This window comes from Rahnella sp. AA, from assembly GCF_002834385.1.
Classification (GTDB): Bacteria; Pseudomonadota; Gammaproteobacteria; order Enterobacterales; family Enterobacteriaceae; genus Rahnella.
Map to the genome: position 1 here is coordinate 158,391 of NZ_PITQ01000007.1, position 18,418 is coordinate 176,808.

Annotated in this window: 11 protein-coding genes; 5 read left to right on the forward strand and 6 right to left on the reverse strand. The window is 53.8% G+C overall.

Annotated features, from left to right (window positions below; translation table 11 throughout):
- Positions 1-48 precede the first annotated feature (48 nt).
- On the forward strand, positions 49-915 hold the full coding sequence (locus CWS43_RS17510) for a crotonase/enoyl-CoA hydratase family protein (RefSeq protein WP_101078369.1): 867 nt from the start codon (positions 49-51) through the stop codon (positions 913-915).
- A gap of 29 nt (positions 916-944) precedes the next feature.
- On the opposite strand, the gene pdeR is transcribed toward CWS43_RS17510, so the two are convergent.
- The 4 genes from pdeR to malT form a co-directional block, all read right to left on the reverse strand.
- A complete protein-coding gene (pdeR, locus tag CWS43_RS17515; RefSeq protein ID WP_101078370.1) occupies positions 945-2,963 on the reverse strand; it encodes a cyclic di-GMP phosphodiesterase in 2,019 nt (672 codons plus the stop codon).
- 279 nt (positions 2,964-3,242) lie between these two features.
- Positions 3,243-5,540 (reverse strand): beta-glucosidase BglX, encoded by a 2,298-nt coding sequence (gene bglX / locus CWS43_RS17520; protein ID WP_101078371.1) that lies wholly within the window; start codon positions 5,538-5,540, stop codon positions 3,243-3,245.
- 378 nt (positions 5,541-5,918) lie between these two features.
- Positions 5,919-6,203, reverse strand: a complete 285-nt coding sequence (locus CWS43_RS17525) for a YjcB family protein (protein WP_101078372.1) — start codon at positions 6,201-6,203, stop codon at positions 5,919-5,921.
- 250 nt (positions 6,204-6,453) lie between these two features.
- Entirely contained in the window at positions 6,454-9,180 is a 2,727-nt protein-coding gene (gene malT / locus CWS43_RS17530; RefSeq protein WP_101078373.1) for an HTH-type transcriptional regulator MalT, read from the reverse strand.
- Positions 9,181-9,500: 320 nt separating this feature from the next.
- Between malT and malP the strand changes: the two genes are divergently transcribed.
- The 4 genes from malP to CWS43_RS17550 all read left to right on the forward strand — a co-directional run bounded on the left by malP (position 9,501) and on the right by CWS43_RS17550 (position 15,862).
- Entirely contained in the window at positions 9,501-11,903 is a 2,403-nt protein-coding gene (gene malP, locus CWS43_RS17535) for a maltodextrin phosphorylase (protein WP_101078374.1), read from the forward strand.
- Positions 11,904-11,912: 9 nt separating this feature from the next.
- Positions 11,913-14,000, forward strand: a complete 2,088-nt coding sequence (gene malQ, locus CWS43_RS17540; RefSeq protein ID WP_101078375.1) for a 4-alpha-glucanotransferase — start codon at positions 11,913-11,915, stop codon at positions 13,998-14,000.
- 188 nt (positions 14,001-14,188) lie between these two features.
- The gene (locus tag CWS43_RS17545; protein ID WP_101078376.1) at positions 14,189-14,530 is read left to right on the forward strand and encodes a helix-turn-helix domain-containing protein; all 342 of its coding nucleotides are present in this window, start codon (positions 14,189-14,191) and stop codon (positions 14,528-14,530) included.
- 66 nt (positions 14,531-14,596) lie between these two features.
- Positions 14,597-15,862 carry a type II toxin-antitoxin system HipA family toxin gene (locus tag CWS43_RS17550; protein ID WP_101078377.1) on the forward strand — a complete coding sequence of 422 codons (1,266 nt, stop codon included), beginning with the start codon at positions 14,597-14,599 and terminating at the stop codon, positions 15,860-15,862.
- A gap of 84 nt (positions 15,863-15,946) precedes the next feature.
- Here the strand turns inward: CWS43_RS17550 and malG are convergent, their stop codons facing one another.
- Complete coding sequence (malG, locus tag CWS43_RS17555) at positions 15,947-16,837, reverse strand: maltose ABC transporter permease MalG (RefSeq protein ID WP_101078378.1); 891 nt, start codon at positions 16,835-16,837, stop codon at positions 15,947-15,949.
- Positions 16,838-16,850: 13 nt separating this feature from the next.
- Positions 16,851-18,395 carry a maltose ABC transporter permease MalF gene (gene malF, locus CWS43_RS17560; protein WP_101078379.1) on the reverse strand — a complete coding sequence of 515 codons (1,545 nt, stop codon included), beginning with the start codon at positions 18,393-18,395 and terminating at the stop codon, positions 16,851-16,853.
- Positions 18,396-18,418: the final 23 nt, after the last annotated feature.

An 18,418-nucleotide genomic window follows, 5' to 3' on the forward strand; every position in this document is an offset into this window, starting at 1 on the left:
CTGGAGCTGCTTCACCCTAAAAATTCATTTCTAACCTGGATATATACTATGAATCTTATTGACCATACAGCCTGCCGCCCGTTTACCGAAGCCGGGCATTTGTCCCAAATTGCAGCCTATTATGAAGAAGGCCGTAATGTCATGTGGATGATGCTCAGGTCTTATCCACGTCCATGTTTTAATCAGGAGCTCATTGAAGACATTATGACGCTGACCTATGCCGCGAAAGCGTCCGGTTTGCGGTTTGATTTTTGGGTAACCGGATCGCTTGTGCCCAATATGTACAATGTGGGAGGCGATCTGAGTTTCTTTGTTGAATCCATCGTCAATAACAAGCGTGAGGCTCTACGTTCGTACGCACGGGCTTGCGTTGACTGCGTACATGCGGCAGCGCGGGGTTTTGATGTTGGTGCGATCAGTTTATCGATGATCGAAGGGACTGCGCTCGGTGGCGGGTTTGAAGCCGCGCTGGCACATCATTACGTGCTGGCGCAAAACACTGCACGGATGGGGTTCCCGGAAATCGCATTTAACCTGTTCCCGGGAATGGGCGGCTATTCTCTGGTGTCACGTAAAGCCGGAATGAAGCTGGCGGAAGAGCTGATTTCAACGGGTGAATCGCATACGGCGGAGTGGTTCGAAGCGCGCGGGCTGGTGGACGTTTTGTTCCAGCCCGGCGAGGCTTTCAATGCCACGCGTACTTTTATCGATGTTCTGCGACCAAAGCTCAACGGGATCCGGGCGATGATCCGCGCACGCCAGCGCGTGTTGCAGCTGTCCCGCTCGGAGCTGATGGATATTACGGAAGATTGGGTGGATGCAGCGTTTACGCTGGAGGAGAAGGATCTGAGTTATATGGAGCGTCTGGTTATGTTGCAAAACCGGCATACCGCATCATTGCGTAAAACCGGCTAGCAGCAGGCAGAAACAGCCCGTCACTGGCGCTATTTCTGTTTTGCTTTATGTTTAAAAACATTGGGTGAAGCAACTATTTTTTCCTCAAGCCAGTGCTCCAGCTCAATTGCGGGCATTGGCTTGGCGTAAAGAAAGCCCTGTTTGCTGTCCACACCGATTTCATCCACCAGTTTTTCTTCTTCTGCCGTCTCTACACCTTCTGCCACAACCGTCAGCTGCAATGTTTTTGCCACCGCAACAATTGCCCGCACCAGTGCCTGCGAAACCGCATTTTCATTGATTCCACGGATAAAACTCTGATCCAGTTTAATGCAGTCCAGAGGGATCCTCGCCAGCTGTGACAGTGAGGAATAGCCGGTACCAAAATCGTCCAGATGTACCTGCGCACCCAGTTTATGCAACTGATTAATCATCGCCACCGCAGAAGTTTCATCCTCAACCAGGCAGCTTTCTGTCAGCTCAAAATCCAGCATGCAGCCTTTCATTCCCGCTTTTTTCATGGCATCGGACAAGGTGGTGATGAACGAGCCATTGTTAAGCTGCCGTCCGGAAAGGTTGACGGCAACGCGCAGGTTCAGCCCCTTTTTCTGCCATTCGGTCGCCTGACGGGTGGCGGTTTCAATCACCCACTTGCCGATCGGTGTAATCAGCCCGGACTCCTCGGCGTACGGAATAAAGCTTTGTGGCTGAATCAAACCTCGTTCCGGTGAATCCCAGCGCAGCAGGGCCTCCACGCTTTGCACGTTGCCATAAAGTGAGACTTTGGGCTGATAGTGCAAAACCAGCTGATCTTTCTCTGCCAGCGCCTTACGTAAGTGCGTATCCAGCCACATATATTCAGCGGCTTTCTCGTTCATATCCGGGGAGAAAATGCAGTGCGCATTTTTGCCTTTTTCCTTCGCCACATACATGGCGGTATCGGCATTCTGTAACAGTGTATCGCCGTCGGTGCCGTGTTCAGGGCAGATTGCAATCCCGCCGGAACAGCCGGTATACACCTCAATCAGGCCGATGCGGAAGGGCAAGCTGAGGCGGCGTAAAACCCGCTGGCTCAGTTCTTCCATCGAACTTATTTCTGCGTGAGTGCTGAGGATAATGAATTCATCGCCCCCCAGACGCGCCAGTTTATCGTTAGGTGACAGGCAGTCCTGAATCGCGTCGGATACTGCACGAAGCAGATGATCACCAAACATATGCCCGTAGGCGTCGTTCACTTTTTTGAAGTTATCCAGATCCAGATAAATCAGCCCGACCTTATTATCACCGCGTTCCATCAGCGCTTTCGCAAGCGATTCCTGTAAGGCATTACGGTTAGCAAAGCCGGTAACCAAATCGGTATTGGCCAATACGCGTAGCCGTTCCTGCGCCTTACGCTCGTCGGTGATATCCGAACCCGAACAAATCAAATATTTCTGCTGCTTGCCGCTGCCGCTGTGTACGAATTTATTGCGGAACAGGAACAGCCGCTGGCCTTTCACCGTATTGATCCAACGCTCGACTTCGTAGGATTGCTGGTGCTGGAAAAAACCATTGATATTCTGACGGGAGGCCAGGCCTTCTTCCATCGACATGAATAAATCATAGGCGCTGCGGCCAATAACATCTTCCTCACGCAGGCCGGTATATTCCTCGCTCAGACGGTTGAAGCGATGAATTTTGCCTTCCTGATCAATAATTACGATCACAGAATTGGCTTCTGACACCACCTGCTCAGCGAAAGTCAGGCCAACTTCAAGGTCATGCGCGACGGATTCAGTATCCTGATAAGCGGAAGCCGTACCTGCCCAGGCTTTGCTGTCGATTTTTCGGCCAACCAGATACAAGCGGACAGGAGAGCCGAATAAGGTGATGTCCAGTGTAAAACTGGAGGTGATCCCGGTCAGTTGCCTGATCTTCCCCGCCTGCCATTGCGTCAGAGAGATAGCAACATTAACGACCCCTTTCTCTGCGGATAACTCCAGGGCATTACTGTCTGAACCCAGTCGCCAGTATGGGCGGGGCGTACCAAAATGCAGGTACAGGATGGAGGCATCTTGAGAGTCGACCATGAATGTTTCTCCGCAAAGAACGCTATGCGCCGCCAGTGTGGCGACCTGGCGGTAGTCAGCACAGAGGGAGCTTACTCTGTTCAGCACACCCGAACCGCTCCGCAATTAGCAGACAGGGGCAGGAAGGCGTAACACATTGAATTTAAGGTTAGCAACTGTCGGTTATATATCCAGTAACCGGACAGAAATTACTGCTCAGAACAGGCGGGGGGCTATGGGTTCCCGCCTGTGAGAGAAAGTATTCGGCTGCGTTCCGGGCCTGGTTTCAGGCCCGGAACGTTATTTCAGCAGGAAGCCGGTTTGTTTCACATCCTGTGAGTCTAACCCTACGAATACGTTGAACTTTCCTGGCTCAGATGCCCATTTCAACTTGTCATTGTAAAAACGTAAATCTTTTTCATCGATCGCAAATGTAACGACTTTTTCTTCACCCGGCTGCAAGTTGATTTTTTCGAAGTTCTTCAACTCTTTAACCGGACGGCTGACTGATGCGGTAACGTCCTGCAAATACCACTGCACGATAGTCGCACCACTGATTTTACCGGTGTTTTTTACCGTCACGCTGGCGGTCAGCGGGTGTTTGGCATCCATCGTGGTGGAGGACAAACTCACGTCAGACACGCTGAAGCTGGTGTAGCTCAGGCCATAACCGAACGGGAACAACGGACCATTGGTGATATCAAAATAACGCGTAGTGTATTTGTCCGGATGCTGCGGATTAAACGGACGACCGGTATTGAGGAAGCTGTAATACAACGGAATTTGACCGACGGAGCGCGGGAAGGTCATCGGCAATTTGCCTGACGGGTTGTAATCGCCAAACAGGACATCGGCAATGGCATGGCCGCCTTCGGTACCGCTGAACCAGGTTTCCAGCATCGCATCAGAAATTTCGTTTTCCCACGACAGCGTCAGCGGACGGCCATTCATCAGTACGACAACCAGCGGTTTACCGGTGGCTTTCAGGGCTTTAAGCAGGTCACGCTGGCTTTGCGGAATATTGATGTCAGTTCGGCTGGATGCTTCATGCGCCATCCCCTGAGCTTCGCCGACCACGGCAACCACGACATCGGCTTTCTCAGCCGTTCTCACCGCTTCGTCGATCATGTCCTGTGGTTTTCTCGGGTCGTTAATGACCTGTTTTTCGTAAGAATTGAGGAAATCGACCATCGCCTGATCGTCGGTGACATTGGCGCCGCGCGCGTACAGAACCGTACCTTTATCGCCGAGCACGTCTTTCATGCCCTGTAACACGGTCACGGCCTGAGCGGCTTTACCGGCGGCAGACCAGCTGCCCATGACGTCACGTTTGCTGTCAGCCAGCGCGCCGACGACGGCAATCGTGCCTTTCTTCGCCAGCGGTAAGGTCTGATTGTTGTTTTTCAGCAGAACCAGTGAAGTGCGGGCCACTTCCCGGGCTTCGTTGCGGTGCAGACGGCTTTCGGCATTGGTGTCAGCCGGGTCGCTGGAGGCCGGGCCTAAATGGCGGTATTCGTCGACAAACAGGCCCATGTCCCATTTGGCGGCCAGTACGTCACGCACGGCGCGATCGATATCGTTCTGGCTGACCAGCCCGTCGGCCAGCAATCCTTTCAGATACTTACCGTACATGTTGTCAGCCATATCCATATCGACGCCAGCCTTTAGCGCCATCGCGGCAGCCTGACGATCGTCTTCGGCCACGCCATGTTTAACCAGCCCGCCAATTGCACCATGATCGCTGACGGTCAGGCCTTTAAACTGCCAGTCGTCGCGCAGAATATCTTTTAGCAACCAGGTATTAGAGGTCGCCGGGATCCCGTTAACGCTGTTGAGCGCAACCATCACACCACCGGCACCGGCATCAACCGCGGCTTTGTACGGTGGCATGTAATCGTTGAACATGCGGGTCAGGCTCATGTCTACGGTGTTGTATTCGCGGCCACCTTCAACCGCGCCGTACAACGCGTAGTGTTTCACGTTAGCCATCACGGCATCGGGCGCAGAAGGATCTTTGCCCTGGAAGCCGGTGACCATCTCGTGGGCAAGGCGTGAGGTCAGATAAGTGTCCTCGCCGAAGCCTTCAGACACTCGGCCCCAGCGCGGGTCACGGGTGATATCCACCATCGGGGCGAAGGTCATGTTCAGGCCATCGGCAGCGGTTTCAACAGCAGCGATATGCGCGCTGGTGAAGACGGCCTGCATATCCCAGCTGGCCGCGAGGCCAAGGCTTATCGGGAAAATCGTGCGCTGTCCGTGGACAACGTCATAGGCATAGAAAGGAGGAATTTTCAGACGGCTGTTTTTGACTTCATCCTGCATACGGCGGATGTCTGGCTTCGTGACCGTATTAAATACCCCGCCGACTTTACCGGCGCGGATATCTGCCATGATGGCTTCTTTTTTATAATCCGGGCCAACGGTGACAAGGTTCAGCTGACCGATTTTTTCATCCAGGGTCATTTTTTTCATCAGGCCGGCAATGAACGCGTTACGTTCTTTGACCTGATCCTGAGGGATACCCGTTGTTTCAACGGCGAGTGAAGAGGCAGAGCTTACCAGTAACACTAACGCGCCAAGCATGTGATGCGTATTCATCGGAATTCCTTCAGCCATAAGCAGGGGTGCTAAATCAGAGAAAATTCAGCAGCCTGAAGCAAACAAAACAATGATCATTCTAAGAAAAGTATAGTGTGAGAATCTAATACGACCGTTCAACTATTAGCAATCAATAGTTTGAGGCGTCGGCACAATATCTTTTATCCTTCGAGACAGACTGCAATTTACAGGTAATCAGAAAGATCGGTACAAAAAGAGATTCGACGTATCGCGCAAATTTTCAAATTTAGGATTAGATGGCATTCCGTTGCGTAAATAAGCAACAAAATCGCGGCGGGAGAAAGGGAACACGCAATAAAAAAGGCAGAACCGAAAGTTCTGCCTCTTAAAAGTCGTCAGTGCCGATCAAAAATAAGATTAATAGTAGTAAGACATATCGGTCGGGGTTTTACTCATGACGTCGAAAAACACGTCTTTGGTGTTCGCCCAGAATTGCGCGACAGCCACGGCATTGTAGCTCATGCCCATCAGGCTCATGACGAAGAAACAGGTCACCGTCAGGCCAAGGCCGCTGCAAACGAAAGCCATCGTATTGCGGCTGGACTGGCGACAAACAATATTCAGCTGGCTGGTGCAGAACATCAGAAAGGCGCTCAGCAATTCCCAGCGCATCATTAAAATCCCGGCAGTTAACGTACCCATCGATAAAATCCTTACTCACTACAGCCTTTTGCGCGAAGCCAAAATCCGCCGGACAGCGGCTACAACAGGTTGGCAATGGGCTTTACTGAAGAAATGGTTAAATACAATAATGTGATGACGATCACATTATATCACCGGATTTTATTTTTGAGCAAAAAATGTTCGCTAATGAAAAATAGGCATAACACATCAACTAATTTCGCTGATGTGTTATGAAAATGGACATTATGGCGGGGAATTTTGAGGGCGTTTACGCCCCATAGCCCATCACCTGCAACAAATGCTGAGCCTGTTGCACTGCTGCCTGCCGGTGCGCTACGCCCAGTTTTTGATACAAATTACGGATATGCGTTTTAATGGTGGTCGAAGCGACATCCAGCTCACCGGCAATCTGATCGTTGCTGTAGCCGGAATAAATTAACCCAAGAACCTGCCATTCGCGCTGGGTCAGCGGGCTGGTGCGGATAAGTTCCGGTACCTGCGGATGGGTGAGCAATTTATTGACGAAGCTTTCGTCAAAATGTGCAAACTTATGGCGATGGTGCTGGTTAATTTCCCGCAGGATTTGCTGCGCACGACGCTGTTCCAGCTCCGGTAACAGATTGAGCTGAATGAGCTGACGCAACTGTTGCGCCATCATTTCCCCTTCGATGACAAAGTGGCTGACAAAACCGGTACGGTTCGCCAGCCCCAACGCTTCAATCAATACGCGCTGAGCGTCATTTTTGCGCCCGGTATTCCAGTAAAGTAAGTTGCTCAGCAGCAGGTTACGGTTCAGGTCGCTGGTCAGGCGTAACTGTCTGGCATTCTGATTCAGTTCATCGAGCACGACTTCCGCTTCGTCAAACCTCTCCAGCAGGATTTGTACGCGGGCAATATTGCGCCACTGTCCCTGCTGGAAATGGTTGTCTGCCATATCGGGTTTACGCGCCTGCTGCAGCCACTGTTGCGCCGCCATTTTATCGCCGGTCATCTGCCAGTAAATGATCCGCGGCTTGTCGGTGTTAGTCAGCCAGTCGATATGATACTGACCGCTTTTTAGCAGCGTTTCGCAACGTTGCAGGTGGTGATGGGCATTGTCGAGCTGCCCGCGTGCCAGTGAACATTTCGCCAGCATCGCCAGACATTGTAATTGCTGCTGTGGCTGGAAGTTGCTCAGCACGTCCAGCCCCTGACGCGCCGCGTCTTCGGCATCATCCAGGCGTGACCATGACCACAACAACTGCGAGCGCAGGCGCAGTAAAAATTCATGCATTGGCAACTGTTCAAGATGCTGCTCGCGGACCAGCTCAAAGGCGCGATCCTGCATTTCAAACGCGGCCTGCAAAAAGCCCTGAGCAATCAGGATTTCGCTCTGCTGCAGCAGCGCCCATAACGCATAGTGATAGGCTTCGTAGCGGCGCGCGATCTGTTCGGTTTGCTGCATCAGCGGCAACGCACGGGTTAAATCCCCTTTGCAGTGCTGGATTTCACCGGTGACCGATGTGGCCACAATGCGGCTGTAATAGCTTTCATACGGCAGAAAACGCAGCGCATCGGCGGCCAGTTTTTCAGCCTCATCCTGACGGCCATCGTTGATCGCCACCTGTGCACGCAGGGCGTCAAATTCAGCCGTCAGCTCCTGTTCCATGACAATATTGCGCTGCTGCATTTCGCTTTCAGCTCTTACCAGCAGCGTTTCGACTTCGGCATAGCGGTGCTGGCTTTGTGCCAGCCACGCCTGTAATAACACCAGCTTCGGATTCTGAATCAGACGATCGTACGGGAGCGCGGCGAGGCATTCTTCCAGCAGCGCCAGTTCACTCTGATTGAACAGTGCCCAGGCATGTTGCAACAGGATATCGCGCAGCATATTGGTGTCTTCTGCGCCTAATGCATGATGGATGGCTTCTGCCGGAAAACCCTGAGCCAGCCAGCCTTCAGCGGCGGCGCGGTGGATTTCCGGCAGTTCGGCCGCGAGCTCCCACTGGCAGCGCTGACGTAAAAAAGTGGCAAACAGCGGGTGGAAGTTAAACCACTCGCCGGTGTCATCCATGCGATGAATAAATAACCCCTGGCGCTCCAGCTCCTCCAGGCGTTGCTGACCATTTTCGCTGCCGGTCAGGCGAACAATCAGGGCGTCGTTCATCGAACGCAGCAACGAACAGCGCAACAGAAAATCACGGGTTGACGCATCAACGCGATCCAGCACTTCATCCACCAGATATTCTGACAGATGGCTGGCATTCAGGCCGGCCAGTTTGCGTGCGGATTGCTGCGTCGACTGCTGTGAGGACGTGGTCGACTGCCGCGCCGAGAGTGCAATCAGCTGCAGTGCGGTTGCCCAGCCGGCGACTTCATCACACAGGCGGCCACTGTCAGCCTGATCGATCGGATCTTTAAGTCGGTTTTCGAAAAACTGCTGAGTTTCAGGATGTGTGAATGCGAGATGTGTTGCATTCAGCTCCAGCAGTTGATCGCGCACACGCATATTGGCGATACCCAGCGGCGGCAGGGTGCGCGACAGCACGACCAGCGAGAGATTTTCCGGCTGGTGGCGCAGGAAAAACCGCATCCCTTCATGGATGGCATCGTTAGAAATCAGGTGATAATCGTCGATGACCAGCAGCAGCGGGCTGTGCCAGTCTGAAAGTTCGACGAACAGCTGAGCGAACAGCGCCGGTAAGCTGGCGTACTGATGTTTCTGGCTCAGCGCTTCACTTTTGACACAGTGCCCTGCGCAGGACTGCTGTATCGCAGCAATCAGATAACTGGCAAAGCGTTCCGGCTGATTGTCACTTTCATCAAGAGAATACCAGCCGAGATCGCTTTTTCCTGCTGCCCAGTGTGCCACCAGCGTGGTTTTCCCGTAGCCCGCCGGGCTGGCGACCAGGGTCAGGCGATAATTCGGCGCAGTCGAGAGTTTCGCCAGAAGACGTTCCCGAACCACGGTATTTTGCTGCCGCACCGGGCGGCTCAATTTTGAAGGGATCAGCATTTTTTCGATTCTTTTGACAGAAAGACGGGAGGAACCTTATTTATTTCACAGCGTGTAATTAATCACTTTTTCTAAAGTCCTCCTTTGAAACATTGATTGCAAGAATGTTACGTTTTTACATGCCGTTAAGTTGCTCTGCATCACACTTCTTAATACAAATTTTCAGGGTTTCTCCCTGTTCCTCCGCTTCATCCGGCTACGCCCCGTTTCTCCTCCCTGCCTAATCTTTGACGGGATGATGCCTCTCATCAGCACAAACGTCAGCATAGTGATAATCAACATCAGACTTCCCTACAAATTCCCGGATAAAGAGGCATGTGATGCAGGTGACTTTGGATAAGACACAGTTTTTAGCCGCGCTAAAACGCCAGTGGCAGGGGTTCGGTTTGCAGCAGGCGCAGGATATGACGCCGCATCAGTGGTGGCAGGCCACCAGCGCGGCGCTGTCGGAACAACTCAGCGCACAACCCGTGCCGGCGGCTACAAAGCATCCGCAGCGGCACGTCAATTACATTTCGATGGAATTCCTGATCGGGCGTCTGACCGCAAATAACCTGATCAACCTCGGCTGGTACGAAACCGTACAACAGGCGCTGAAAGAGCAGGGCGTAGATCTGGCGGATGTGCTGGAACAGGAAACCGATCCGGCGCTGGGTAACGGCGGATTAGGGCGTCTGGCAGCCTGTTTTCTCGATTCGATGGCAACCGTCGGGCAACCGGCGACCGGCTACGGCCTGAACTATCAGTACGGTTTATTCCGTCAGTCATTCAGCGAAGGTCAGCAGCAGGAAGCGCCGGATAGCTGGCATCGCGAAAGTTACCCGTGGTTCACCCACAACAGCGCGCTGTCCGTGGACGTTCAGTTCGGCGGCAAGCTGGTGAAAAATGATCAGGGTATCGAACAATGGCATCCGGCGTTTTCCCTGCGCGGCGAAGCCTGGGATTTGCCGGTGGTCGGTTATAAAAATGGTGTGACTCAGCCGCTGCGTTTATGGCAGGCCACCGATGTCCATCCGTTTGATCTGACCTTATTTAACGACGGCGAATTCCTCAAGGCGGAACAGAAAGGTATCGATGCCGCTAAACTGACGAAAGTGCTGTACCCGAATGACAACCACGAGGCGGGTAAACGCCTGCGCCTGATGCAGCAATATTTCCAGTGCGCCTGCTCGGTGGCCGATATTCTGCGCCGCCACCATTTCCTGGGCCGCAACATTCAGGATTTGCCGAAGTTCGAAGTGATTCAGCTAAACGATACGCACCCGACGATCGCTATCCCTGAACTGCTGCGCATTTTACTGGATGAACATCAGCTGGACTGGGACGCCGCATGGGCAATCACAAGCCAGACGTTCGCCTACACCAACCACACGCTGATGCCCGAAGCGCTCGAATGCTGGGATGAAAAACTGGTCCGCAGCCTGTTGCCGCGCCACTTCTCGCTGATCAAAGCCATTAACGCCCGCTTCAAAAAAGTGGTCGAAAAACAGTGGCCGGGCGATAAAGCGGTGTGGGAAAAACTTTCAGTTCATCAGAACAAACAGGTGCGCATGGCGAATCTGTGCGTGGTCAGCGGCTTTGCGGTGAACGGCGTTGCGGCGCTGCACTCCGAGCTGGTGGTCAAAGACCTGTTCCCGGAATATCACCAGCTGTGGCCGAATAAATTCCACAACGTCACCAACGGCATCACGCCGCGCCGCTGGGTGAAACAGTGTAATCCGGCGCTGTCCGCCCTGATTGATGACACCCTGAAAACCGAATGGGTGAACAATCTGGACGCCCTGAAAGGGCTGGAAAGCTCCGCTGACGACGCGGCATTCTGCCAGCGTTATCAGCAGATTAAGCGCGAAAACAAAGTGCGTCTGGCGGAGTACGTGAAACGCACGATGGGCCTGACGCTGAACCCGGACGCGATTTTCGACGTGCAGATCAAGCGCCTGCACGAATACAAACGCCAGCATCTGAACCTGCTGCACATTCTTTCGCTGTACCGTCAGTTGCGCGATAACCCGGAAATGGACATGGTGCCTCGTGTATTCCTGTTCGGCGCGAAAGCGGCACCGGGTTATTACCTGGCGAAAAACATTATCTACGCCATCAATCAGGTGGCTGAAAAAGTGAATAACGATCCACTGGTGCGCGACCGGATCAAGGTGGTGTTTATCCCGGATTACCGCGTGTCGGTGGCGGAGCTGATGATCCCGGCGGCAGACGTTTCTGAGCAGATTTCTACTGCCGGGAAAGAAGCTTCCGGCACCGGTAACATGAAGCTGGCGCTGAATGGCGCGATGACCGTTGGCACGCTCGACGGCGCGAATGTCGAGATTGCCGAACAGGTCGGCGAAGAGAATATTTTCATTTTCGGCAATACCGTCGATCAGGTGAAAGCGTTGCAGGCCAAAGGCTACGATCCGCTGAAAATCCGTAAGAAAGACAAACATCTGGATAAGATCCTCAAAGAACTGGAAAGCGGCTTCTTCAGCAACGGCGACAAACAGGCGTTCAGCCTGATGCTCGACAGCCTGCTCGGCGGCGGTGACCCGTATCTGGTGCTGGCGGACTTCGCGGATTACTGCGCCGCACAGCAAAAAGTCGATGCTCTTTACCGCAACCAGGACGACTGGACGCGTAAAACCATTCTCAATACTGCCCGCGTAGGAATGTTCAGTTCCGACCGCTCGATCCGCGATTATCAGCAGCGGATCTGGCAGGCGAAACGTTAAGGAGCATGCATGGAGAACAAAGCACTGGAGCAGGCCGCCAGGGAGGCGGGTATTTCCTCTGGTTTTATTAATGCACATGGCAAGCAGCAGGCTATCGCGCCTGAAACCAAGCGCGAACTGCTGTCGGCCATGGGCTGGAAGGCCGGACATCGTCCGGCTGTCACACCGGTTCCGCCGGTCAAAGTCTTTGTCTCCGGCAGCCGTCTGGCGCTGCCGGTCAGCGGGGAAGGTGAATTCGGCTGGACGTTACAGCTGGAAAACGGCGCAACGCATCAGGGCCGGATCAGCGGTAAAATGACGCTGGCGCTGCCGGGGAAAATCCCCGCCGGTTATCACCAGCTGACGCTGACACAGGACGCACAGCAGTGGGATTGCCGGGTGATTATCGCCCCGAAACGCTGCTACGAACCGGACGCCTTGCTGGCTGGTAAAAAGCTGTGGGGCGCCTGCGTGCAGCTTTATACGCTGCGCTCGGAAAACAACTGGGGGATCGGCGATTTCGGCGATCTCCATCTGCTACTCGAAAACGTCGCCCAACGCGGTGGCGCTTTTGTCGGGCTCAATCCGATTCACGCGCTGTATCCGGCGAACCCGGTGGCGGCCAGCCCGTACAGCCCGTCTTCGCGCCGCTGGCTGAACGTCATTTATATCGACGTCAGCGCAGTAGATGACTTTAAGCAGAGCCAGGAAGCCCAAATCTGGTGGAACCAGCCGCTGACGCAGCAGCGTTTGCAGGCCGTCCGCGCCAGTGAATGGGTGGATTACGCCGAAGTTATGCCACTGAAACTCGAAGGTTTACGGCTGGCGTACAGGCATTTCCGTGGCCGCAAAACCCAGGATCCGCAGGTGAAATCGCTGGCCAGTTTCGTGAAACAGGGCGGCGAAAGCCTGTATTTACAGGCGGCGTTTGATGCGCTGTATGAACATCTGGCGAAAGAAACGGATGTCGCGCTCGGCTGGAACCGCTGGCCGGAAAAATATCACAACGCCCGGGGCCAGGCGGTGCGCGCATTCTGCGAGCAACACGCTGAAGACGTGGAGTTTTACCTTTGGCTGCAATGGCTGGCGGAAACCCAGTTCGCGAGTTGCTATCGCACCAGCCAGCAGCAGAACATGCCGATGGGGTTATACCGCGATTTAGCGGTGGGCGTCGTCGAAGGCGGTTCAGAAACCTGGGGCGACGGCGAGCTGTATTGCCTGAAAGCCTCGGTGGGCGCGCCGCCGGATATTCTCGGGCCGCTCGGTCAGAACTGGGATCTGCGCCCGATGGATCCGCATGTGATGGTGAAGCGCGGCTACCAGCCGTTTATCGATTTGCTGCGTGCTAACATGACCAGCTGCGGCGCGTTGCGTATCGATCATGTGATGACGCTGCTGCGTTTGTGGTGGATCCCGGCCGGAGAAACGGCGGATAAAGGCGCGTATGTGCAATATCCGGTGGACGATCTGCTGGCGATTCTGGCGCTGGAAAGTCAGCGTCACCGCTGCATGGTTATCGGCGAAGATCTGGGCACTGTGCCGGTGGAGATCGTCAGCAAGCTGCGCGAGGGCGGCGTTTATTCCTACAAAGTGCTGTATTTCGAGCGCGATGAGGAAAACAACTTCCGTGCGCCGCAGTCGTACCCGGTTCAGGCGATGGCAACCATCACCACGCACGACCTGCCGACGCTGCGCGGTTACTGGCAAAGCGACGATCTGGCGCTCGGTAAAACGCTCGGACTTTACCGTGACGAAGACGTTTTACAGGAACTGTACGCCGACCGTGCGCGTGCGCGTCAGGGGCTGCTCGACGGGTTGCATCATTACGACTGCATCCCGAAGAAAACAGGGCACAAAGCTGCATTAATGGAAATGACGCCGGTGCTCAACCGCGGCCTGCAACGCTACGTCGCCGACAGCGCCTGTGCGCTACTCGGCCTGCAACCGGAAGACTGGCTCGACATGGACGCGCCGGTCAATGTCCCCGGCACCAGCGATGAATACCCGAACTGGCGCCGTAAACTCTCCTGTACCCTCGAAGAAATGTTTGCCGATGAGCAGGTGAATAAACTCATCAAAGACCTCGATAAACGCCGCCGGAAAGTGTCGGTGAGCTGAAAATAACGAAATGAGAAAAGGGTTTCTGCCGGTACGGGGAAACCCTTTTTTTGCGATAGCCTCTGATATCAGCGCCATAGCCTTTATTACAAAAATATTTTAAGGAGTGCCGGAAACTTTCTCTTGTTTAGTTTTTTTTGCACCTTAAAGTAACCACTAATGACATTGTGTTTATTTTAAGGTGCAATATGAAACGTTCCCAATCTTTGCTGATTTCAGACGACATTTCACAGCAACTTCTGAGCATAGGAAGCCGCCTTGCTAAAGGCCGGATTGCCCGCCGGATGACGCAATCTGAAGTTGCGGTGCGGGCCAATCTGGGAAGAAATACAGTCAGCAGGATTGAGAACGGGGATTCAGGCGTAGCGATAGGACAAATACTGCGATATCTCGATGTGATCCGCCCGGGGCAGACATTAGCCGGGCTTTTGAACAGTGAAGATAAAGTTGTCAGTGTGATGAATCAGAAGATCCAGCCTAAACGCGCCAGGAAATTATCTGAGAGGGAGCTAAAAGATTATGATTTCTGAAAGCACATTACTCATTCATGCTTTATTGCCGGGTGCTACCGGGCTGTTCCTGCCGGGAAACTAAAAATGGTTGAGGCAGGCACTCAATTGAATTCCTGCAGTTTTATCTACGGGCTGAAATACCTCAAACGAAAAGGAGCGATTGAGATTGACCCGACATCACTGGGTTTTCTCAACGGGCGTGACGTTTCGCGAAAGGAAATTTTTCCGGCTAATACGACGCTATTTGGAGGGATCCGCGATGCTGCCCCCGATTCATGGGGGCGGCGAGTTATTGAAGCAAAATCCCGTTCTCCGGCGAATGCATTACCAGAGTCTGTTTACTTGCTGGAAGCAGGTCCAAACCGGGTTGGCGCCCTGGATATTACGGCAGATGGTGAACCTGCACGTGAACTGAGTGGCGCGAGCGACATTCGTTCTTTGTCATATATTCAGGAAACCTTCGATCGTGTCGAACAGGGTGTTTTGGTTCCCGCTAATCTTCATCATCTTCTGGATGCAGGTTCCAGTATGGGAGGGATGCGGCCGAAGGCAACGCTTTTGGATCTTGATGAAAGTCACTGGCTGGCGAAATTTTCTTCGCCCAACGACCGTGGAATGAATATCCCGAAAGTCGAGAGAGCAACACTTGAACTTGCCCGAAAGGCGGGTTTACGTGTTCCCCCCACGCAGCTGAAAGAGATTGGTGAAAACCGGTTTGCCATGCTGATTAAACGTTTTGATCGTGAAGGAAAAGGGTCTGCAGTCTCACGGCGTCATTTTAACTCGGCGCTGACGTTGATGGATTTACATGAGATGGACTCACCGAGAAGCAGTTACGCAGAAATAGCTGATGCGATGAGAAGGCATTTGAATGCTCAGTTTCTCTCGCAAGATCTGACAGAACTCTACCGGCGAATGGTGTTTAACATTCTGATCAACAATGATGACGATCATCTCAGAAATCATGGCTTCCTTCTCCATGAGTCTCCCGGGCAGGCTCCGGTGGAGGGCTCTCAGGAACCCATGGAAAATGTCACGTTGAGTTGGAGGCTAAGCCCGCTTTATGACGTTGTACCTCGCCCGGGCGCTTCATATTCACGTTTGCTTCATTTAGGTGTAGGTCAGTACGGACGTGAAGCGACTTTGATTAATGCCCTTTCCTGGTCAGAACGTTTTGGCCTGAACCGGCAGCATGCGATCGCGGAAATTGATTCCGTTTGGAAGGCTGTTCGCGAATGGCGAAATTGTTTTGATGAATTTGCTGTGAGTGGGAAAGATATGGATTCAGTAAAAAATGCCTTTCGGCATGTGCGGGAAATCGGAGGGAAAGAGCTCGGGATTTGTGACTGAACAGACAAAAAAAAGCGGCCTCTTCGGCCGCCCAAGACACAGGGAATCAAACAAATGGAACAAGCGCATTAGCTTTTAAATCACTTAACCTTTCACACCGCCTGCCGTCAGGCCGCCGACCAGCCAGCGTTGGGCTATCAGGAATACCGCCGTAATCGGGATAGCCGACAGAATCGCCGCAGCCGCAAAGTCGCCCCACAGGTAGTTTTGCGGGTTGAGATATTGCTGCATACCGACCGCCAGGGTGTAGCTGTTTACGTCACGCAGTAACAACGACGCTACCGGTACTTCGGTAATCGCGGCGATGAATGACAGAATAAAGACTACCGCCAGAATCGGGACGGACAGCGGCAAAAGTACCAGCCGGAAGGCCTGCCACGGGCTGGCACCGTCCAGCGCGGCGGCTTCTTCCAGCGAGCCGTCGATAGTTTCGAAATACCCTTTGATGGTCCAGACGTGCAGGGCGATGCCGCCCATGTACGCAAAAATGACGCCGCCGTGGGTGTTCAGCCCGAGGAACGGCACGTAAATGCCGAGGCGGTCGAAGAGGGCGTATAACGCCACCAGCGACAACACCGCCGGGAACATCTGGAAGATCAGCATCCCTTTGAGCAGTGAACTTTTGCCACGGAATTTCATACGTGCAAAGGCGTAGGCGCACGTCGTGGAAAGCGCCACGATCCCGACGGCGGTGATCCCGGCGATCTTGATTGAGTTCCACAACCACAGCATCACCGGGAACGGTGGTGGCGTAATGCTGCCGTCGCCGTTGGTGACCGAAATCCCCAGGGCGAGCTTCCAGTGATCCCACGAGATCTGATCAGGGATGAGGCTGCCCGTCGCGAAGTTACCCGGCCTCAGGGAGATGGCGAATACCATCAGCAGCGGGAACAGGATCAGCGCCAGAAAGCACAGCAGCAAAAGGTGTGTCACCAGTAATCTGGCTTTTTGCGACTTTGGTTTAACCATTGGCATTTTGTGTTTCTCCTTAGTCGAATTTCATACGTGAAGCTTTCAGGTTCACGACAGCCAGCGCGCCAACCAGCAGGAAGATCAGCGTGGCAATCGCTGCCGCCAGCCCGAAGTCCTGCCCGCCGCCGCCTTCGAAGGCGATGCGGTAGGTGTAACTGACCAGCAAATCGGTATGTCCGGCCGGTGTGGTGGTGCCGAGCATGTCCGGGCCGCCGTTGGTCAGCAGCTGGATCAGCACGAAGTTATTAAAGTTAAACGCGAAGCTGGCGATCATCAGCGGCGTCAGCGGTTTGATCAGCAGCGGCAGCGTGATGCGGAAGAAGTTCTGCATCGGCGTCGCGCCGTCCATTGCGGAAGCTTCGTAGAGATCGTCGGGGATGGCTTTCAGCAGGCCCATGCACAGGATCATCATGTACGGATAACCCAGCCAGGTGTTGACGATAATGATCATACTTTTGGCTGTCATCGGGTCGCTGAACCACGCCGGTTTGATGCCAAACAGGGCGCTCAGCATCAGGTTGATTTCCCCGAAGCTCTGGTTGAATAACCCTTTGAAAATCAGTATCGAGATAAACGCCGGTACCGCATACGGCAGGATCAGCAGGATGCGGTACGCCGCTTTGCCTTTCAGCTCTTCCCACTGCACGACGCAGGCAAGCACCATGCCGACGGCCACGGTCAGCACCACGGTCAGCAGCGCAAAAACAATCGTCCAGACGAAAATAGACAGGAAGGGTTTCTGAATGCCTTCGTCGTGCAGAACGCGCAGGAAGTTACCCCAGCCGATCCCCACGGTAAAACCGGGGCTGAGTTTTTCAGCCTGCCATTCGCCCTGAGCATTCACTGCCTGATAGAAACCGGTGTCCATGTTCGGGCGGTAAATCGTGCCGGTCTGCACGTTGGTCAGCTGTTTATGATCTTCACCCAGCTTGTACAGCGGCTGCGTGCCGGAGAACTGGCGCAGGGAACTCATGCGCAGGATCTCGCCGTCAGGCAATTTTGCGGATAACTGGCCGAGCGCCAGACGATTTTGCGTCACTACGCGCAGCCCTGCTTTTTCGGCGGATGGCGGGGTTTGCGGCAGCATTTCCAGCGTTTTCGGTGCGGAAGCATCGAAAGCAAAGGGCGGCGAAACCAGCGTATCGCGGTCACCGGCTGACGTCAGCGCCAGCTGCCATTTGTCTCCTGCCGGGTAGAGAGCGAAATTCAGCGCTTTTCCTCCCTGGAACTCACGTCCCATGAGAACAGACTGCGCACGTTCGAACGTCAGCTGGTTGGTGCTGCTGTAGTTGGTGAAGGCAATCGCAATAGTGCAAATCAGCGGAAACAGGACAAACAGCCCCATTCCGGCAAGACCGGGGTAAACGTAGCGCCATGAATACGCGTGACGGTTACCGTAAATGTATAAGCCGAGGCTGGACAGTATCAGCGTCAGAACGGCAAAAAGGTATTCACCCTGCGCATACATCAGCACGATCAGATAACCGGTAAAGCAGGCGAGCAGGCTGATCACCAGCCATTTTAACGCAGTGCTGAACGGCCGTTTTTTTCGAGCAGTCATAGGGAAATCCTTTTATTCACGGC

What these genes read in the sequence shown, in the direction of transcription:
- CWS43_RS17510 (WP_101078369.1), top strand. Translation starts at nt 49, where the DNA reads ATGAATCTTATTGACCATACAGCCTGCCGCCCGTTTACCGAAGCCGGG.
- pdeR (WP_101078370.1), bottom strand. Translation starts at nt 2,963, where the DNA reads ATGGTCGACTCTCAAGATGCCTCCATCCTGTACCTGCATTTTGGTACG.
- bglX (WP_101078371.1), bottom strand. Translation starts at nt 5,540, where the DNA reads ATGAATACGCATCACATGCTTGGCGCGTTAGTGTTACTGGTAAGCTCT.
- CWS43_RS17525 (WP_101078372.1), bottom strand. Translation starts at nt 6,203, where the DNA reads ATGGGTACGTTAACTGCCGGGATTTTAATGATGCGCTGGGAATTGCTG.
- malT (WP_101078373.1), bottom strand. Translation starts at nt 9,180, where the DNA reads ATGCTGATCCCTTCAAAATTGAGCCGCCCGGTGCGGCAGCAAAATACC.
- malP (WP_101078374.1), top strand. Translation starts at nt 9,501, where the DNA reads ATGCAGGTGACTTTGGATAAGACACAGTTTTTAGCCGCGCTAAAACGC.
- malQ (WP_101078375.1), top strand. Translation starts at nt 11,913, where the DNA reads ATGGAGAACAAAGCACTGGAGCAGGCCGCCAGGGAGGCGGGTATTTCC.
- CWS43_RS17545 (WP_101078376.1), top strand. Translation starts at nt 14,189, where the DNA reads ATGAAACGTTCCCAATCTTTGCTGATTTCAGACGACATTTCACAGCAA.
- CWS43_RS17550 (WP_101078377.1), top strand. Translation starts at nt 14,597, where the DNA reads ATGGTTGAGGCAGGCACTCAATTGAATTCCTGCAGTTTTATCTACGGG.
- malG (WP_101078378.1), bottom strand. Translation starts at nt 16,837, where the DNA reads ATGCCAATGGTTAAACCAAAGTCGCAAAAAGCCAGATTACTGGTGACA.
- malF (WP_101078379.1), bottom strand. Translation starts at nt 18,395, where the DNA reads ATGACTGCTCGAAAAAAACGGCCGTTCAGCACTGCGTTAAAATGGCTG.